Source organism: Leptotrichia hongkongensis (assembly GCF_007990635.1).
Taxonomy (GTDB): Bacteria; Fusobacteriota; Fusobacteriia; order Fusobacteriales; family Leptotrichiaceae; genus Leptotrichia; species Leptotrichia hongkongensis.
Genome location: NZ_AP019846.1, coordinates 1241407 through 1259147, shown reverse-complemented (window position 1 = coordinate 1259147; position 17741 = coordinate 1241407). Strand labels below are relative to the sequence as shown.

Below are 17741 nucleotides of genomic sequence, written 5' to 3'. Positions count from 1 at the left end.
AATGAAAAAAATCATTGTATTATTATTAATTATATTAGTTATATTTCTTTATTTTAATAATTCAAAAAAAGTAAAAAAAGAAGGATTTTACTCAGTTTCATTTTTTTATTCTGACAATAAAGAAAAGATTTTTGAAGTTGAAGATATTGAAATTGATTATTTTAAAAATATTATACAATCTATGGTTCCAATAAAATAAATTGAAAGATGGGAGTATAAAAATGGAAAAATTTATAATAAAGAAAATAGAAGCGGATTTTGATGAAAGGTGGTTAAGGGTAAAAAAAATAGATGATGGAAAAGAATTTGGTATATATTTCATGGAATTTTCAGAAGATGTTTTTATGATGAACAATATAAGTATGAAAAGAAAGGTAGGAGACATAATAGAAGGAAATCTATTTATATCTTGGATAACAGAATTTGAAAGAACAGATGAAGAATTAATGTATGTACAAAAAAATGAATATTCTGGAATAGATGCAGTAGTAGAAATAACAGAAGTCATAAATGAATTTACTTATTATGCAAAAAATTCCATTGTAGACAGAGATATAATTTTGGATATGGAAAAAGATATGGATTTAAAAAAAGGAGATAGGATCTATATAGAAGGAAGTTTACAGATAGAACTTGAAGAATACAAGGAAAGACTTGGATTATTGGAAGATTGGAAAAGATAATGTAATAATCTCTTTTCCTTTAGAAAAAAGATTGGGTGTTTCTAAGGGAACATTTGAAAACTCACTGGAAGGATTTACGAACTTTACTGAATAAGCAGAAAGAGTAATTAAAGAAGCTAAGAAAAATAAGAATGTAAGAAATGTAAATGGTAAATCATTTTACTATATTGATGGTGCTGACAAAATAAAAAAAGGTATCGAAGTTGTTGAAGATGGTAAACTTCAGTCAATAATGCCAAGCAACATTAAATTATTTCATAAACTGATGGAGAGTTACAGTATGGTACATCAGAAGCAGTTAACCGACGCTAAAAGACTGAAAATTTAGCAGTAAAGCTGCCAACGTATATATTGCTCAGCAGGGCGGTCAATGGCTTTGTATTAAAACAGTTTAAAATGAATAAAGCAGGAAATTTTAATGAAATACTGTAATCGAGCCTTCAGAAAAAACTTATACACTAAATTCATGAAAATCGAATTGGAATTTCAAATCAGAAATTCCAAAAACAGCAGTAAAAAATTCTGAAGGTACTGATACATTAGGTAGAAATAATGAATGGAATTTTGATACTAAATATAATATTCCGTATACTGAAACTAGAAACAAAGGTCAAGGATTAGTTTCTGTTCCAACTTATAATGCTGTAACGAATGATTATAGCAGAAATTATGATGTTTTTTATCGTACAATTTCAAAAGAAGACTATGGAATTTTAAAAAGTACAGGTAATTTAAAAGGAACAGGAGAAACGTCAACATCACCTAATTTAGGATTTACAGATAGTTATGATGGTATTCAACTGAAATTTTATACAAAGCAAGGAACTATAAATGAAATGGAAAAAATAGGAATAAGATCAGAAGGTAATGTTGTTAAAGATAAATACCCTGATATGCCAATGCCTGAAAAAAGTCCTGGCTGGGGATATAAATTTGTGTGTTTTAAAGAAGAAAAAAATAAAATAACAGGAGAAAAACAAATAAATATTCAACTTGGAAAAGAAAAAGGAAAAGGGTTAGAAATATTTAATCAAAATCTTAAAGAATACGAAGTAATAAAGGAGAATAAATAAAATGGATTTAAAAAGTGAAATTACAATTAGCGAAGTATTTGAATTAATAAATGATTATTGGAATAAAAGAATAACAAAAAAAGAGTTTCTTAATAAATTTTCCTTTACAAAGGAAAAGAAAATTGAATTATTAAAAAAAAGTTTTGAACAAGCATTTTTTCAAAAGTCTGAAGATAAAATAGATGATTTAGTTAGTACAGTTATATTTTTTAAATTAGAAGTAGAATTTGCTGATATTTTATGTAAATTATCAAAAGAAGAATGGCATAACGAACATGAAACAATAGCGATACATTTACCCCAAATAATAGACTGCATATACGAACTAGCAACTTCGAATTTTGAAAAATACCGTTGGGATGATAATTTTGTATTAGTAAGAAAATGTTGTTTTGCTTTAGGAGACATAAATACTCCTAAGGCGAAAGAAAAATTGAAATTATTATTACAAAGTGAAGAAGAGACTATAAGAGAACATGCAATGGAGCAGTTGAAGAGATGTGATTTTACAAATAAGGATGTCGAATGAAAGGATTAATTATGAAAAAAGAAGAAGAAAGAAATATTTATGCTGTATTTGATGATAAAACAATAAGAGTTTATCAGGCGTATAACGATGAAATAGCAGATGAGGCTTTGAAGTTAGGAAGGTTTGGAAGTAAATTCAGCCTTACAAGAATGACTTGGATAAAGCCGTCGTTTCTCTGGATGATGTTCCGAAGTGGCTGGGCTAGTAAGCAAGGACAGGAAAGAATATTGGCAATTGACTTGAAAAGGGAAGGATTTGATGAAATAGTGAAAAATGCTGTACTTTCATCTTTTAGAGAAGTTTCTGGTTTATCTAAGGAAGAATGGAAAGAAAAACTGGAAAATTCAGAAGTAAGATGTCAATGGGATCCTGATAGGGATATTTATGGCAATCCAATAGGAAGAAGGGCGATACAGCTAGGTATAAAAGGAGAAACTGTAAAAAAATATGTAAATGAGTGGATTGTAAATATAACGGATATAACTGATAAAGTTATAGAAATGAGAGAGAAGATTGAGAATGGGAGTTTTTTGGATAGTGATCTTCCAATAGAAGAAAAATATGTTTGAATCCTAATATTTTTTAAATTTTATAAAATTTCTAAAACATATTGACACACGTGTAAAAAATACGTATAATGATATTGTAAGGAGGAATAATGTCAAGAACTAAACCTTACAGAAGTGTTGTTAAAGTTTTAAAAAAGAATGGATGGGTACTTGATCATACAACTGGTTCACATGAAATTTATATAAAAGATGGTAAAATATGTCCTGTAAAATGTACAAAAAAAGATATACCATCTGGAACTTTAACAAATATAGAACGTATTACAGGGCTTAAATTTTAGCCTTGTAATATTTTATAGGAGAGTAGTTTTATGAAAAATAGATTGTTATATCCGTGTGTTGTAAAAGAAAAAGATGGTGTTTTTTATGCAAATTTTGTAAATTTTGAAGGATGTTTTACTGATGGAGAGACGCTTGAGGAAGTTGTAAGAAATGCAAAAGATGTTTTATCAGGAATGCTTTTTACAATGGCAAAAAATAATATTCCGTTTCCAAAATCTGAAAATAGTGAGATAAAACTGGAAAATGGAGAATTTTTGATATATGTTGATGTCTGGATTTCTCCAATTTTAGAAAAAACACGAAATCAGGCTGTAAAAAAGACATTGACAATTCCAAAATGGTTAAATGATGAGGCTGAAAAACAGTCATTAAACTTTTCTAATATATTGCAAACGGCATTAAAAGAGGCTTTGGGAATATAAAAATTAAAAATTAAGAAAAATGTTCAGAAATAGATTAAGTAAAATTAAATTTTGAGCATTTTTTTTATTTTGAAAATTCTATTTTTTATACTGTAATATTTTCGTAAAATATGGTATGATATAGGCAATGAAAATTGTAAAAATAAAAGGAGGAAATTGAAAAAAAATAAAATAATGGAGATAAATAATAATGAAATGACGAATATAAATACAGTTGAGAAAATTGATATTTTGGGGATGGATTTAGAGAGTTTACAAGAGAAATTTGTTGAGATTGGTCTTAAAAAGTTTAATGCGAGTCAAGTTTTTGACTGGCTACATAATAAACTGATATTTGATTTTGATGAGTTTTCTAATATTTCCAAAAAAGACAGAGAGATTTTGAAAGAGAGATTTTATGTGGCAAAATTGGAGTTTAAGACACATCAAGTTTCGGAAGATGGGGATACTGAGAAATTTTTGTTTGAACTGAAGGACAGAAGGCTGATTGAAAGTGTGCTTATTTCTCATAAAAATCGGCATACGCTTTGTGTTTCTTCGCAAATTGGATGTCTTATCGGATGTGATTTCTGTGCCACAGCTACAATGACTTATGAAAGAAATTTATCAATTTCTGAGATTTTACTACAATATTACTATGTTCAGAAATATTTACTTAAACGTGGAGAAAAATTAGGAAATGTAGTTTATATGGGGATGGGAGAACCATTTTTAAATTATGATGCGGTTCTTGGTTCAATTAATATGTTAAATTCTCCTAAGGGGCAAAATTTTTCAAAAAGGAATTTTACGATTTCTACAAGCGGAATTGTAAATGGGATAAAAAGATTTACAGAAAATGAAAATCAAGTGAACTTAGCAATCTCATTACATTCAGTGAGAGATGATGTGAGAAGTGAAATTATGCCGATAAATAAAACATGGGGAGTAAAACAGTTAAAAGAATCACTTTTGGAGTATCATAAACAAACTAAAAATCGTATTACATTTGAATATATCTTGATTGATGATTTGAACTGCGAACCTGAAGATGCAAGGGAACTAGCTGGATTCTTAAATTCATTTTCGTGTCTAGTAAACTTGATTCCTTATAACCCTGTCGGTGGAAAGCCTTATAAAACACCATCAAAACAAAAACAAAGAGAATTTTATAAATTATTAAAAGACAAAAATGTTAATGTAACGTTGCGAGAAACTAAAGGTCAGGACATTGCAGCGGCCTGCGGACAGTTGAAGGCAAAAAAACAGATGGATTCTGCTAAAAATATTTAAATAGATATTGAAATAGTTACGAAAAGAGGTAGTAATGAAAAAGAATAATAAAGAAGAAAAAATTGCAAAACCTAGAAAAAAATTTAGTTTATTGTCATTTTTTTTCAAAGTTTTTGTGTTTTTGTTTATAATCGGAGCGGGAGCGGGAGCTTATCTTGTTTATACGGTAAGCAAGGAAACGCCAGTTGATTTGATTGATGGGTATGCACCTGTATCGCCATCGGTAATTTATGACATCAATGGAAATCAAATAGATACGATAATGGTTCAAAATAGAGCTCCAATTGGAATTGGAGAAATTCCTTTGCATGTGCAGAATGCGTTTTTGGCAATTGAGGATAGAAAATTTAGGACTCATCACGGATTTGACTTTGTAAGAACGGCAAGAGCGGCTTTTTTGACAATTACAGGGAGACGGCGTGAAGGGGGAAGTACACTTACTCAGCAGCTTGCAAAAAATGCTTTTTTGTCACCAGAACAGACAATGACTAGAAAAATTAAAGAAGCGATTTTAGCGATAGAAATTGAAAGAAAGTATACAAAAGATGAAATTCTGGAAAATTACTTGAATACAATCTATTTTGGGCAAGGAGCTTACGGAATAAAAAATGCGGCTATAAAATATTTTAATAAACAGCCAAAACAGCTTTCTATTGCACAAGCGGCAATTTTAGCGAGTCTTCCAAAATCTCCAACAAAATATTCAAAAATAGAACATGCGTTGGAAAGACAAAAGATTGTGCTTCATCAAATGAGGAATTTTGGATTTATAACAGAGGAAGAATATGAGAAAGCGGTTAAAGAAAAAATTACGTTTGTAAATGGTAATATTAAAAGCCGTAATGAAGAGGAACAGATTTCGACTTCAAATGTGGCACCTGAATTTACAACAGTTGTATTAAGTGAAGTAAGAAAAATATTGAAAATACCTGAAGAAGACCAAAAATTCTTATTTGACGGTTATAAAATTTATGCAACAGTTGATTTAGATTTACAAAGGGCAGCTTATTCGGCATTTAACAATAACTATAACTTGAAGAGTCGAGCGAACTTAAATGGTGCATTGCTCTCTATTGATCCAAGCAATGGGTTTGTAAAAGCAATGGTTGGAGGAAAAAATTATAAAAAAGGTAACTTTAATCGTGCATTAAGTTCATTAAGACAGCCAGGTTCATCTTACAAACCAGTAGTTTACCTTGCAGCATTGCAAAAAAACATGGCAATGAATACCGTTATGGAAGATTCACCAGTAAAAATTGGAAACTGGAGTCCAAAGAACTATGACGGAGTATTCAGAGACAGCATGACACTTGCTAAAGCATTGGAAATTTCCAACAATATAATACCAGTAAAACTATTGCAACGTGTTGGAATCAATTCGGCTGAAAAAGTATGGCGTGATGCGGGAGTTGTAGGAGGAGATTTTCCTAAGAACTATACGTTGGCACTTGGTTCAATTTCGACAAGACCAATAGATATGGCAATGTTTTATGCGGCACTTGCAAATGGAGGATATCAAGTTCAGCCTCAATATATTTACAAAATCGAGAATAAATATGGTGAAGTTGTTTATGAAGCAAAACCAAAAATGAAAAAAGTTTATGATTCAAAAGATGTTGCAATATTAACTTACATGCTTGAAAATGCTGTAAATTATGGAACTGGGCAATCTGCAAAAGTCTTAAAAAATGGACAGCTTATTCCAATGGCTGGAAAAACGGGAACAACTTCTGATTACGTTTCAGCATGGTTTACAGGTTACACACCTACTCTTGCAACAGTAGTTTATGTCGGAAATGACGACAACAAGTCAATGGGGCCTGGAATGACTGGGGGAGCTGCAGCTGCACCAATTTGGAAAACTTACATGCAGACAGTAGTTGACTTGCCAAATTACAACGTTGGAGTCTTTGAATTTATAGACGATTATATTACAAGAAAAGATTTAACAACAAGAGATATTGACTTGCAAATTGGACTTCTTGACAGAGATGGAGTAAATAAACGAACAGCACTGTTTAAGACTGGAACAGAGCCAGTTGAGTCGGAAGGTAAGTTTAGGAATGGGATTACTTTCTAAAATTTTGTTATAAAAATTTAATATTTGAAACTACAAAAGATAGAGAATTAAAAATTAGTTCTCTATTTTTTTGTAAATATAATTGACAATTTTCACTATATATTGTACAATAAATTGAACAAAATTTTAAAAGGAGTGAGAAATATGATAGCTACAAATTATTCTAATATTAGAAATAATTTTAAAAAGTATTGTGATAAGGCAACAAGAGATTATGAAACAATAATTGTAACTAGAAAAAATGATGAAAATGTGGTATTAATGAGTGAAGAAGAATACAATAATCTTATAGAAAATTTGTATATTATGTCTAATAAAGATTATTATAATGAATTGTTGAAAAGAAAAGATGAGGTTGAAAAAGGGAAAGTTGAGAAACATGATTTAATTGAGGTGGAATAATAACATGAACATAAATTGGAATAGTGAAGCATGGAAGGAATATGTAGATTGGCAATCAAAAGATAAAAAAGTTATAAAAAAGATAAATGAAATTATAAAGGATATTCAGAGAAATGGAAATGAAGGAATAGGTAAAGCAGAGGCTTTAAAGCATGAATTAAGTGGGTATTGGAGTAGAAGAATAACTGATAAGCACAGATTTATTTATAAATTGACTGAAAATGAAGTTATAATAATAGCTTGTGCTAATCATTACAAATAACTTTTTAAATTATTTTATGAAAAAGTAATAAAAAATATGATTTCAAATACAGATTAATGTATAAGAAATCATATTTTTTGTCTATAAGAATTTATAAATTTGATTATGACATAAATAATAATTTAACTATAAATAATGCTCCTAAAATAACCATTACCCATGAAACGTGTCTTCTGTCTTCTTTTTTCGAGAATAAATTGTAAAATAGATTTATTAATACGTAAGATAATATTCCTAATGTCAAACCATCTCCGATACTGTAAGTTAGAGCCATTGTTGTAATTGTGATGAAAGATGGAACTCCTTCCAGAATATCGTGCAAGTCTATATTTTTAACTGAACTTAGCATTAGGTAACCAACGTAAATTAGGGCTGGAGCTGTGGCACATCCTGGTATTGAAATGAATATTGGTGAGAAAAACATTGATATTAGGAACAGGAATCCTGTTGTGATGGCAGTCCATCCTGTTCTTCCCCCTGCGATAACTCCTGTTGAGCTTTCTACATACGTTGTAACTGTTGAAACTCCAAGTGCGGCACCAGCTGTAGTTGCAATTGCGTCAGCCATTAAAGCTCGTCCTACATTTGGTACGTTTCCATTTTCATCTAGCATATCAGCTTTTGAACATACTCCTACTAATGTTCCGACAGTATCAAAAAAGTCTACAAACAGGAATGTACAAACTATGACAAATAAATTTCCAAACATTTTAAAATCAGTAAATAGCCTAAAGTCCAATTTTCCCATAACAGGCATCATTGACTCGTATTTAAAGATACCAGATGGTAAATAAATTCCTAATTCTTTTGCATGTGCAGGATTTATAAGTGCATATCCCCAGGCTAGAAGAGAACTTAATACTATTCCATAAAGGATTGATCCACGTACATTTTTTTTATCTAAAATAGCTATTAAGAATAATCCGATAAATGAAATAATAACTGCTGGAGAAAAATGTCCCATACTAACTTTGGTAGATTCATTTAAAACAACCAGCCCGCTTCCTGAAAAACCGACAAATGCGATAAATACTCCAATTCCACCAGTAACAGCGTGTTTCATATTTTCTGGAATGGAATTTACTACGGCTTCACGCACTTTAAAAAGGGTTAAGAAGATAAATATAATTCCTTCACAGAAGACAGCAGTCAAAGCAGTTTGCCAGCTGATACCGCCTTTTAATACAACTGTAAATGCAAAAAATGCGTTTAATCCCATACCCGAGGCAAGAGCGAAAGGCAGATTTGCAATAAGGCCCATAAGAAAACAGCCAATTGCGGCTGAAAAACAAGTTGCTGTAACTAATGCCCCTGCATCCATACCAGTTTTTGACAAAATATTTGGATTTACAGCAATTATGTACGCCATTGTAAGAAATGTTGTAATCCCTGCCACAATTTCCTTTTTCATATTGACATTTTCATTTGCTAGGAGCGGGAAAAGTCGTTTAAGTCCGCTTGTTTGTTGAACATTAGTGATGCCCATTTTGATTAATCAACTCCATTTCTATGTATTATTTATGTTGTTACAAATATTATTCATCTTCATTCGATTTGTTTTTAGACTTTTCATCATCTTGCTGATCTTTGTCAAAAGTCATAATAACTTTTTCGATTTTTTTATTTTTAACTCTCTGTGGCTTGAATACAACACCGTTAATAGTAATTGGCTCAATATTTTCATTATCTTCGGGAATATATCCTAAATTTTCAATTAAAATTCCGCTTAAAGTGTCATAATATTTTGATTCAAGTTCAAAGTTAAAGTTATCATTTAAGTCATTTAGCGAAACTTCTCCGTTAATTAAATATTTATTTCGTGACAATTGACGGATTGACAAGTCTTCATCATCAAATTCATCGGCAATATTTCCCATAACTTCCTCGATCAAATCTTCAAGTGTAACAATTCCCGAAAAACCTCCGTATTCATCAATCAGTATAGTAATATGCTTTTTCTCCAGCTGCATTTCGTTAAATAGTTCATTTACATTTTTTGTTTCAGGAACAAAATACGCTTCTTGCAGCAAATCAGCAACTTTTATGTTATCAAACCCTTTTTTGTAGGCTTCCATCATCAAGTCCTTGGTTAACAATACTCCGACAATATTGTCAGCTTCATTTTCATAAACTGGAATACGTGAATATTTTCCAATTTCCTTATTTTCAAAAAGCTCATGAATTGAGATATTTTTATCAATCAAAAATACTTTTGTCCTCGGAATCATTATTTCTCTTGCAATTTTTTCATCAAATTCAATAATATTTTCAATCATTTCCTGTTCAGCTTCATTTATAACACCGTGTTCCTTACCAACTTCCACAAGCGAACGCAGTTCTTCCTTAGAAACTTTTTCTTCAATATTGTCTTCTTTCATTTTCAAAATTGTAAGTACCAAATTTGTAGAAAATGTCAAAAATTTTACAAATGGAGAAAATAACCTTGAAATAAATACAACAACTCCAATTGATGATAAAGCGATCTTTTCTGAGTTTCTAAGTGCAATTCTCTTTGGAATCAGTTCCCCAAACACAAGAGTGATATATGATAATAGAAAAGTTATTAAAATCATCGAAATTTGATTACTGTACGGAATATTCAAAGGTTGCAATGCACCAGATAAATATTGGGATAAACCAGTCGCTGCCGATGCTGATGCAAAAAAACCTGCCAAAGTAATCCCAACTTGAATAGTAGACAGGAATTTACTAGGTTCCTGCAACAAATTATCAAGTAAAATTGCTTTTTTATTTCCATCTTCAATTAATATTTTTAATTTATTTTTGTTTAACGAAACAATCGCCATTTCCGCACTGGAAAAGAAAGCGTTAATTCCCGTTAAAATTATTATTATTACAATCTGTAATAATAAACTGCCCTCAGACATTTTATTTTTCCTCCTAAATTTTTTAAATTTACCAACTTTTATAGTAACAAATTTTAAAACTAAACTTAAAAAATGTAACTATATTTATTCAAACTCTAACTTTTTATTTTGTATTAATTTAAAGAGTTTGAGCATATTATAGCATATTTTTAAAAAATTTAAAAATTGATTTTAAAATTATCTTCCAATCGTTAAACAGCCGTAGCTAAACAAATAAAAGCTCCATCAGTTTATTAAAATTTAAAAATTAGATATAATTTTATAATTAATTAAGCAAAAGAAAAGAGCAAGAATACATTCTCCTAAATGAGAAATCTCTGCCCTTCCTATATAAATTCATAATTTCCTTTACATTATGGTATTTCAACTTTCACATTCTAATTAGTATCTGTTTCCGTCTCTATCCTTACAGTATACATTTCCATTATATTTTTCATAACACTCCACTCCTCTTTCAGCTCTTCTTTCACGTGCTTCATTCCATTCATCTACGTCAAATAAACTACAACTGAACGTGGTCATAGCCAATATAACCAGCATAATAATTTTTTTCATAAATATATCATCTCCTTTTATATTGTTCTTATCTAAGTCGAATATGTATTCTATTTTATGTATTAATTATTTGTGTTCTTTTTATATTTTAATTATACAATATTTCAAGTTAAAATGCAATTTTTTTATATTTCTTCCAAAAATTTAATAAAAAATTACAAAATCTCTTCAAAAACATACTTCTGAACTTTCATTCCCAACCTTTCATAAAATTTAACAGCTCCAGCATTATCAGCCCAAGCATCCAATGTTAAATTGTAACAGCCTTCTTTTTTTGCAAAATCTAAGGCAAAATCATATAATTTCTTTCCGATGTTCTGCCCACGAGTGCTTTCATCAACGCAAAGATCATCAATAAACAATGTTTTTATATCAGTTAGGACATTGTGATTTGTTTGTTGTTCAAAAATGCAGAAAATATAGCCGATTACGTTATCATTTTCATCAGTTGCTACGAATATTGGCTTATTTGAATCATTTAACATTTCTGCTAATTCTTTTGCTGTGTATTTTTTTCCATTTACCTTGAAAATATCTGGACGCCCTTCGTGATGAACTAATAAAATTTGTTCCAGTAAATTTTCTATTTTTGGAATATCTTTTTCTTGTGCTAGTCTAATCTCTTTCATTGTAGTAATTTTTCCTTTCATTTGCATTTTTTTTAATATCATTTCCTATTTAAATAGTGAATGTTTAATAAATTTTGAATTATGTAGTCTTATCAAGGAATTAAAACTTCTTGTTCTTAAAATAGTTTCTATTTTTTAAATAGGGTTTAATAATGAAAACTCAATCAGTTTGTTAAAATTTAAAAATTATATCTAATTTTTATAATTATTCAAGCAAAAAAAGAGCAAGAATACATTCTCCTAAACGAGAAGCCTTACCCTTCTTATTATAAATTCATCATTTCTTATTTTGTACCTTTGCAGTATACATTAGAATTCCCTATTTCCGTATCTATCCTCACAGTATATGTATCCACTACGTTTTTCATAACATTTCCTTCCTCTTTCAGCTGCTTTTTGATGAGCTCTTTCCCAACCACTTGGATCAAGCAGTTCACAGCTGAACAAAGTCATAGCTAATATAACCAGCATAATAATCTTTTTCATAAATATACCATCTCCTTTTATATTGTTATTATCTAAGTCGAATATGTATTCCATTTTATGTATTAATTACTTGTGTTCTTTTTATATTTTAATTATACAATATTTCTAGTTAAAATGCAATTTTTTTATATTTCTTCCAAAAATTTAATAGAAAATAAAATTATATCTAATACTAAATTCTATTTAAATAACGAAATTATTACAAATTTTTCTAAATCTAATATTTTCAAGTAATTTAAGATATAATTTTCATTTTTTAAACAGAGCATAATATAAACTAATCCGTCGGAGCATTTTTCTGTGCTGGCAAAACTGTTTGAGCATAGCGAGTTTTTTGTCAGTGCAGAAAAATGTCGGAGACTAGCCATAGGTTGTAGGATTTGCGGCAATGAGCAATCCTACGAAAATAAAAAAGAAAAACTCTGTTATAAAGTTTCTAAAAATTTCCTTCCATTTTCAATTTGCATTTCAACATTTTTTATGGAAGTTCCACCAAATGAATTTCGTTTGTTTACGCAGTTTTCGATTGTGATTTCTGAAAGAATGTCATCTTTGAAAACATCAGAAAATTTATGAAATTCTTCGAGTTTCATGTCGTCAATTGCGATTTTCTTATCTTCGCAGTAGGATACGATTTCTCCAACGATTTTATGTGCCTGTCTGAATGGAACGTTGTGTTTTGCAAGGTAATCGGCTACATCTGTTGCGTTTAGGAATCCTGCTCGCATTGAAGCATAGATTTTTTCATTATTTACTGTTATTGTATCAAGCATTAGGTAGAAAATTTCGATGGATAATTTGATATTGTCAATAGAGTCAAAAATTCCTTCCTTGTCTTCCTGCATATCCTTGTTGTAAGCTAGCGGAAGTGCTTTCATTGTTGTTAAGATTCCCATAAGATTTCCGTAGATTCTGCCAGTTTTTCCTCTTACAAGTTCGGCAATGTCGGGATTTTTTTTCTGTGGCATAATTGAAGAGCCAGTTGCAAAGGCATCGTCAAGATTTATAAATGAAAATTCAGATGTGCACCAGATAATAATTTCTTCTGAAAATCTTGACAAGTGCATTGAAATTACTGAAATAATCATTGCAAGCTCAATTATAAAATCTCTGTCGCTTACAGAATCAAGGCTATTTTCCGTAGGCTTTGAAAATCCAAGTTCTTCTGCCACAAAATGTCTGTCAAGATTAAATGTAGTTCCAGCCAATGCTCCTGCTCCAAGTGGCATTTCATCACTTCTTTTGAGAAAGTCCTCAATTCTCGAAATATCCCTTTTAAACATTTGAAAGTAAGCCATCAGGTGATGAGAGAATAAAATCGGTTGAGCCCTTTGTAAATGAGTATATCCAGGAATAATAACATTTTTATATTTTTCAGCAAGCCCTAGCAGTACATTTTCCATTTTTACAAGCAAATTTGAAATTTCACGGGCTTCTTTTCGTACATACATTCGTACATCAAGAGCCACCTGATCGTTTCGGCTTCTGGCAGTATGCAATTTCCCAGCCACAGGCCCAATAATCTGTGTCAGCCTTTTCTCAATCGACATATGAATATCTTCATCTTCAATTCTAAACTCAAATTCTCCCTTTTCAATTTCATCCTTTATCTGAAGCAACCCATTTTCAATATCTTTTTGTTCATTTTCCGCAATAATCGCTTGCTTAGCAAGCATTCTGCTGTGTGCAATACTTCCAGCAATATCCTCTTCATACATTCTTTTATCAAATGTAATTGATGCATTAAATTTTTCTAACAATTTATTAGTTTCCTTATGGAATCGACCTTCCCACATTTTTTTCATATTTCTCAGCCCTTTCCTGTATATATTGGATTTTATAGTCAATCTATTTAAAAAGCAGTAAAAATGACTATAGATGTAGTCTAACTCTTTACTCATATTTTAAATAGAATTGCTATATTTAAAGCAATAATCCTTTTTTATAATCATTATATCAAATAAAATCCAATTTTTAAAGGAAATAAAAATTAAATAAACTTGGAATTTGCATAAATTATAAAAAATATCTTTTAAAAATTTGCTAAAAAAGGTATAATATCATAACTGTATATGAATTTTTTGATTATATGCTCAAACCTATTTTAAATTAAACTGCTAAAATTATATAAATTTAAGGTTTGAGTAAAATAGTTATAGCTTTTGAGTTTGATTTTAAATAAGTTTTACTATACTTTAGTTAATTTTAGAAAGGAAAAAATAAAATGGAAAGAAGTGAAATAAAACAGGAATATAAATGGAATTTATCGGATATTTATGAAAATTATTCAGCTTGGGAGAAGGATTTTGAGAAAGTTAGTGAGCTGAAAAAAGAATTGGCTGGGTTTAAAGGGCAATTTGGGAATGAAGGGAAGTTGTTGGAGTTTTTTCAGAAGCAGGAGGAGATGGACAAGATTTCTTATAAATTGTATCGTTATCCTCAGCTTGCGAGGGATTTGAACTCGTCGGATAAAAAGGCTGTGGAGCATTTGCAGAAGGTGCAGTTTTTGTTTGCAGAGATTTCTACTGAATTGTCGTGGGTAAATTCGGAACTGGTTGATAATCGTGAGAATATTGAAAAATGGATTGAAAAAAAAGAATTTGATGATTATAGATTTGGACTGAAAAATTTATTTAGGTTGCAGAAGCATATTCTGGAAGAAAAGGAAAGCAAACTGCTGTCGTACTACAGCTCATTCTTTTCAGCACCGAGAAGCATTTATTCGGAAGTTACGGTTACGGATGTGGAATGGCCTCAAGTTACGCTTAGTTCTGGAGAAAAAGTCGATGTAACGCCTGCTAATTATTCTAAAATTTTGTCTACAAATAGAAATCAGGAAGATAGAAAACTGATGTTTCAGACATTTTACACAATTTATGAAAAGAAAAAAAATACAATTGCTGCAATTTATAACTCAATTTTGCAAAAAGGGATTGCTTCAAAGAAAGCCTACAATTACGATTCATTTTTGTTAAGCCATCTGGAGAGTGACAATATTCCAGAAGAAATTTACTTAAATCTTGTAAATACAGCAAAAAATAATACAAAACCATTGCAAAGATACTTAAAATTGAGAAAGAAAATTTTAGGACTTGAAAAATACTATAATTTTGACGGCTCAATTAATCTAATAGAATTTGACAAGGAATATGAGTATGATGAAGCGAAGGAAATAGTGTTAAATTCAGTTGCTCCGCTTGGAGAAGATTATGTAGAAAAAATGAAAAAAGCGATTTCAGAAGGCTGGCTGGATGTATTTGAGGCGAAAGGGAAAAGAACGGGAGCGTATTCTGCAGGAGTTTACGGAGTTCACCCATATATGCTTCTAAATTACAACAAGACTTTAGACAGCGTATTCACATTGGCACACGAACTGGGACATACCTTACACACTCTTTATTCAGACGAAAATCAGCCTTTCTCGATGGTAGACTACACAATTTTCGTAGCAGAAGTGGCTTCCACATTCAACGAAAGATTACTGCTTGACTACATGCTAGAAAATACCAATGATCCAAAAGAAAGAATCGCACTGCTGGAGCAGGAAATTGGAAATATTGTTGGAACATTCTATTTTCAGGCATTGCTGGCAGATTATGAATATCAGGCACACAAGCTGGCAGAAGCTGGAGAGCCAATTACAGCGGAAGTTTTGAGCAAAATTATGGAAGACTTATTTGACAAATATTACGGCGACATAATAGAAAAAGATGATTTGATCTATATTTTCTGGGCAAGAGTTCCACACTTTTTCAACTCGCCATTTTACGTGTATCAATACGCCACTTGCTTTGCCTCGTCAGCAATTTTATATGAAAAAATGATAAATTCAAGCGATGAAAGCGAGAAAAAACAAACACTAGACAAATACATCCAATTATTAAGCTCAGGAGGAAATGACTTCCCAATGGAACAGCTTAAAAAAGCAGGAGTTGACTTATCAAAAATTGAAACAATCGAGGCTGTGGCAAAACAGTTTGATTTGCTGTTAGATAAATTGGAAGTGGAGATTGGAAAGTTGTAGAAAAATATTAAAATATAAAATAGCTTGCACCCAAACTTAAAATATTGTATAATAAAAATATAAAAAAACACATAAATAGTTAATACATAAAATGGAATGATAATTTGATATAGAAAAAAACAATACAAAAGGAGATGGTATATTTATGAAAAAAATTATTATGTTGGCTATATTGGCTATGACTACGTTCAGTTGTAGTCTGCTTGATAATGAAGCATATCAGGAAATGAAAAGGGATAGAGCTGAAAGAGGGGTAAGATGTTACGAAAGATATGACGGGCACGTTCGATGTGAGGATAGATACGGAAATAGGGAATACTAATGTATACTGCAAAGGTACAAAATAAGAAATTATGAATTTATATTAGGAAGGGCAGATACTTCTTGTTTGGGGAGGATGTATCTTGCTCTTTTTCTTTTAGTTAAATAATTAATGTTTTAAAGCAAAGGAAATCATTCGCCATTTCCCTTCATTTCGCAATAATAGTTATTCTAACATATTTAAATAATAGCACATTAAAGAGAATGGCGAAAGTGCTACGCACTAACCCTAGCTCGTCTAAGCATTTTTTTGAAATATTCCCAAATTTTATTTGGGAAAGTAGTCAAAACATTTATTATTTGGATAAACCTGAATTACTACGAAAACGAAACTCGCTGACGCTCAGACAATCGTTTTCATTCCAAAAAAATCACTACATTCTACATTAAGTTATAAAGATTATATATTTAAGTTCTTAAATTTGAAAAATTTCAAATAAGAAAGTTTTGCGTAAAGCGGGGTAGTTCGTAGAACGTTTCGCCAGTATCTCTAAGTAGCAGTCAGTTAAAGATGTTAAAATAACTGTTATTGCGAAAGAGGGCATGGCGTTTGATGCCCTTACGTAAAAAAACATTGGCTTATTGTATTGACAATGTAATTAAAAATTGATACAATGAAGAAAAAAGGAGGTATTTGTTATGGCAAATGCAAATTTAAGTATTAGAGTTGATAAAGAAACAAAAGAAAAAGCGAATGAATTATTTAACAAATTTGGCTTGACAATGACAACCGCAGTAAATATGTTCTTAAAAACTGCAATTAGGGAAAATAGAATCCCTTTTGAATTGAAATTGGAAGAAGAGCCAAATGAAGTAACAATGAAAGCAATTGAAGAAGGAAGACGGATTGCAAAAGACGATAGTGTAAAGGGATATGACAGTATAGAGGAGTTGAGAGAGGCACTTGGTGTATAAAGTTAAATTTACAGGACAATTTAAAAAAGATTTGAAATTGGCAAAAAAACAAGGAAAAAACCTTGATACATTATTTAACGTGATAAAAGTCTTGGAAAAAGGTGAAAAACTTGATGATAAATATAGAGACCATAGTTTATCTGGAAAATATAAAGGAACAAGAGAATGCCATATTGAGCCTGATTGGTTGTTAGTTTATGAAATAATAGATAATGTGCTGGTACTTGTATTGTATAGATTAGGTTCACACTCAGAACTGTTTTAGTATGGTTCTGAAATTTGAAAAACATTAAATAAGCAAAATTTCGTTAAAGGAAAAATAACTAAATACGAATGTATTTCTTTCGCC

At 30.5% G+C, this 17741-nt stretch carries 21 protein-coding genes; 15 read left to right on the top strand and 6 right to left on the bottom strand.

The window, feature by feature from the left end:
* Position 1: 1 nt before the first annotated feature.
* From FVE75_RS06020 to FVE75_RS05970, 11 genes are all read left to right on the top strand, one after another.
* Complete coding sequence (locus FVE75_RS06020; protein ID WP_147005673.1) at positions 2 to 199, top strand: hypothetical protein; 198 nt, start codon at positions 2 to 4, stop codon at positions 197 to 199.
* A 22-nt stretch (positions 200 to 221) separates the two neighbouring features.
* On the top strand, positions 222 to 683 hold the full coding sequence (locus FVE75_RS06015; RefSeq protein WP_147005672.1) for a hypothetical protein: 462 nt from the start codon (positions 222 to 224) through the stop codon (positions 681 to 683).
* 836 nt (positions 684 to 1519) lie between these two features.
* Entirely contained in the window at positions 1520 to 1756 is a 237-nt protein-coding gene (locus FVE75_RS06010) for a hypothetical protein (RefSeq protein WP_147005671.1), read from the top strand.
* Position 1757: 1 nt separating this feature from the next.
* Entirely contained in the window at positions 1758 to 2285 is a 528-nt protein-coding gene (locus FVE75_RS06005; RefSeq protein WP_147005670.1) for a HEAT repeat domain-containing protein, read from the top strand.
* Positions 2282 to 2854, top strand: a complete 573-nt coding sequence (locus tag FVE75_RS06000) for a DUF4291 domain-containing protein (RefSeq protein WP_147005669.1) — start codon at positions 2282 to 2284, stop codon at positions 2852 to 2854. Before FVE75_RS06005 ends, FVE75_RS06000 begins: the two co-directional genes overlap by 4 nt.
* 89 nt (positions 2855 to 2943) lie before the next feature.
* Entirely contained in the window at positions 2944 to 3135 is a 192-nt protein-coding gene (locus FVE75_RS05995) for a type II toxin-antitoxin system HicA family toxin (protein WP_147005668.1), read from the top strand.
* Positions 3136 to 3165: 30 nt separating this feature from the next.
* The gene (locus tag FVE75_RS05990) at positions 3166 to 3558 is read left to right on the top strand and encodes a type II toxin-antitoxin system HicB family antitoxin (RefSeq protein WP_147005667.1); all 393 of its coding nucleotides are present in this window, start codon (positions 3166 to 3168) and stop codon (positions 3556 to 3558) included.
* 174 nt (positions 3559 to 3732) lie between these two features.
* A complete protein-coding gene (gene rlmN, locus FVE75_RS05985; RefSeq protein WP_147006454.1) occupies positions 3733 to 4830 on the top strand; it encodes a 23S rRNA (adenine(2503)-C(2))-methyltransferase RlmN in 1098 nt (365 codons plus the stop codon).
* Positions 4831 to 4864: 34 nt separating this feature from the next.
* Positions 4865 to 6910: a transglycosylase domain-containing protein gene (locus FVE75_RS05980; RefSeq protein WP_147005666.1), complete on the top strand. Its 2046-nt coding sequence runs from the start codon at positions 4865 to 4867 to the stop codon at positions 6908 to 6910.
* 144 nt (positions 6911 to 7054) lie between these two features.
* Complete coding sequence (locus tag FVE75_RS05975; RefSeq protein ID WP_147005665.1) at positions 7055 to 7312, top strand: type II toxin-antitoxin system Phd/YefM family antitoxin; 258 nt, start codon at positions 7055 to 7057, stop codon at positions 7310 to 7312.
* Positions 7313 to 7316: 4 nt separating this feature from the next.
* Positions 7317 to 7574: a Txe/YoeB family addiction module toxin gene (locus FVE75_RS05970; RefSeq protein ID WP_006804080.1), complete on the top strand. Its 258-nt coding sequence runs from the start codon at positions 7317 to 7319 to the stop codon at positions 7572 to 7574.
* Positions 7575 to 7677: 103 nt separating this feature from the next.
* Here FVE75_RS05970 and FVE75_RS05965 read toward each other — a convergent pair whose 3' ends face one another.
* From FVE75_RS05965 to argH, 6 genes are all read right to left on the bottom strand, one after another.
* Positions 7678 to 9060, bottom strand: a complete 1383-nt coding sequence (locus tag FVE75_RS05965) for an NCS2 family permease (RefSeq protein WP_147005664.1) — start codon at positions 9058 to 9060, stop codon at positions 7678 to 7680.
* A gap of 49 nt (positions 9061 to 9109) precedes the next feature.
* Positions 9110 to 10462 carry a hemolysin family protein gene (locus FVE75_RS05960; RefSeq protein ID WP_147005663.1) on the bottom strand — a complete coding sequence of 451 codons (1353 nt, stop codon included), beginning with the start codon at positions 10460 to 10462 and terminating at the stop codon, positions 9110 to 9112.
* 381 nt (positions 10463 to 10843) lie between these two features.
* Positions 10844 to 11002, bottom strand: coding sequence for a hypothetical protein (locus FVE75_RS10940; protein WP_172618747.1), 159 nt, complete (start codon positions 11000 to 11002; stop codon positions 10844 to 10846).
* 170 nt (positions 11003 to 11172) lie between these two features.
* Complete coding sequence (locus tag FVE75_RS05955; protein ID WP_147005662.1) at positions 11173 to 11646, bottom strand: GNAT family N-acetyltransferase; 474 nt, start codon at positions 11644 to 11646, stop codon at positions 11173 to 11175.
* Between the two features lie 309 nt (positions 11647 to 11955).
* Positions 11956 to 12132, bottom strand: a complete 177-nt coding sequence (locus FVE75_RS10935; RefSeq protein ID WP_172618789.1) for a hypothetical protein — start codon at positions 12130 to 12132, stop codon at positions 11956 to 11958.
* Positions 12133 to 12557: 425 nt separating this feature from the next.
* Entirely contained in the window at positions 12558 to 13937 is a 1380-nt protein-coding gene (gene argH, locus FVE75_RS05950; protein ID WP_147005661.1) for an argininosuccinate lyase, read from the bottom strand.
* Between the two features lie 419 nt (positions 13938 to 14356).
* Between argH and pepF the strand changes: the two genes are divergently transcribed.
* The 4 genes from pepF to FVE75_RS05930 all read left to right on the top strand — a co-directional run bounded on the left by pepF (position 14357) and on the right by FVE75_RS05930 (position 17657).
* Positions 14357 to 16156, top strand: a complete 1800-nt coding sequence (gene pepF, locus FVE75_RS05945) for an oligoendopeptidase F (RefSeq protein ID WP_147005660.1) — start codon at positions 14357 to 14359, stop codon at positions 16154 to 16156.
* A 160-nt stretch (positions 16157 to 16316) separates the two neighbouring features.
* Positions 16317 to 16478, top strand: coding sequence for a hypothetical protein (locus FVE75_RS05940; RefSeq protein WP_172618746.1), 162 nt, complete (start codon positions 16317 to 16319; stop codon positions 16476 to 16478).
* Between the two features lie 638 nt (positions 16479 to 17116).
* Positions 17117 to 17392 (top strand): type II toxin-antitoxin system RelB/DinJ family antitoxin, encoded by a 276-nt coding sequence (locus FVE75_RS05935; protein WP_026746383.1) that lies wholly within the window; start codon positions 17117 to 17119, stop codon positions 17390 to 17392.
* The gene (locus FVE75_RS05930; protein ID WP_197735179.1) at positions 17385 to 17657 is read left to right on the top strand and encodes a type II toxin-antitoxin system YafQ family toxin; all 273 of its coding nucleotides are present in this window, start codon (positions 17385 to 17387) and stop codon (positions 17655 to 17657) included. Before FVE75_RS05935 ends, FVE75_RS05930 begins: the two co-directional genes overlap by 8 nt.
* Positions 17658 to 17741 lie beyond the last annotated feature (84 nt).

What these genes read in the sequence shown, in the direction of transcription:
- pepF (WP_147005660.1), top strand. Translation starts at nt 14,357, where the DNA reads ATGGAAAGAAGTGAAATAAAACAGGAATATAAATGGAATTTATCGGAT.
- FVE75_RS05975 (WP_147005665.1), top strand. Translation starts at nt 7,055, where the DNA reads ATGATAGCTACAAATTATTCTAATATTAGAAATAATTTTAAAAAGTAT.
- FVE75_RS06010 (WP_147005671.1), top strand. Translation starts at nt 1,520, where the DNA reads ATGGAAAAAATAGGAATAAGATCAGAAGGTAATGTTGTTAAAGATAAA.
- FVE75_RS06020 (WP_147005673.1), top strand. Translation starts at nt 2, where the DNA reads ATGAAAAAAATCATTGTATTATTATTAATTATATTAGTTATATTTCTT.
- FVE75_RS06015 (WP_147005672.1), top strand. Translation starts at nt 222, where the DNA reads ATGGAAAAATTTATAATAAAGAAAATAGAAGCGGATTTTGATGAAAGG.
- argH (WP_147005661.1), bottom strand. Translation starts at nt 13,937, where the DNA reads ATGAAAAAAATGTGGGAAGGTCGATTCCATAAGGAAACTAATAAATTG.
- FVE75_RS05980 (WP_147005666.1), top strand. Translation starts at nt 4,865, where the DNA reads ATGAAAAAGAATAATAAAGAAGAAAAAATTGCAAAACCTAGAAAAAAA.
- FVE75_RS05995 (WP_147005668.1), top strand. Translation starts at nt 2,944, where the DNA reads ATGTCAAGAACTAAACCTTACAGAAGTGTTGTTAAAGTTTTAAAAAAG.
- FVE75_RS05990 (WP_147005667.1), top strand. Translation starts at nt 3,166, where the DNA reads ATGAAAAATAGATTGTTATATCCGTGTGTTGTAAAAGAAAAAGATGGT.
- FVE75_RS05935 (WP_026746383.1), top strand. Translation starts at nt 17,117, where the DNA reads ATGGCAAATGCAAATTTAAGTATTAGAGTTGATAAAGAAACAAAAGAA.
- FVE75_RS05965 (WP_147005664.1), bottom strand. Translation starts at nt 9,060, where the DNA reads ATGGGCATCACTAATGTTCAACAAACAAGCGGACTTAAACGACTTTTC.
- rlmN (WP_147006454.1), top strand. Translation starts at nt 3,733, where the DNA reads ATGGAGATAAATAATAATGAAATGACGAATATAAATACAGTTGAGAAA.
- FVE75_RS05970 (WP_006804080.1), top strand. Translation starts at nt 7,317, where the DNA reads ATGAACATAAATTGGAATAGTGAAGCATGGAAGGAATATGTAGATTGG.
- FVE75_RS05955 (WP_147005662.1), bottom strand. Translation starts at nt 11,646, where the DNA reads ATGAAAGAGATTAGACTAGCACAAGAAAAAGATATTCCAAAAATAGAA.
- FVE75_RS10935 (WP_172618789.1), bottom strand. Translation starts at nt 12,132, where the DNA reads ATGAAAAAGATTATTATGCTGGTTATATTAGCTATGACTTTGTTCAGC.
- FVE75_RS06000 (WP_147005669.1), top strand. Translation starts at nt 2,282, where the DNA reads ATGAAAGGATTAATTATGAAAAAAGAAGAAGAAAGAAATATTTATGCT.
- FVE75_RS05940 (WP_172618746.1), top strand. Translation starts at nt 16,317, where the DNA reads ATGTTGGCTATATTGGCTATGACTACGTTCAGTTGTAGTCTGCTTGAT.
- FVE75_RS05960 (WP_147005663.1), bottom strand. Translation starts at nt 10,462, where the DNA reads ATGTCTGAGGGCAGTTTATTATTACAGATTGTAATAATAATAATTTTA.
- FVE75_RS10940 (WP_172618747.1), bottom strand. Translation starts at nt 11,002, where the DNA reads ATGCTGGTTATATTGGCTATGACCACGTTCAGTTGTAGTTTATTTGAC.
- FVE75_RS06005 (WP_147005670.1), top strand. Translation starts at nt 1,758, where the DNA reads ATGGATTTAAAAAGTGAAATTACAATTAGCGAAGTATTTGAATTAATA.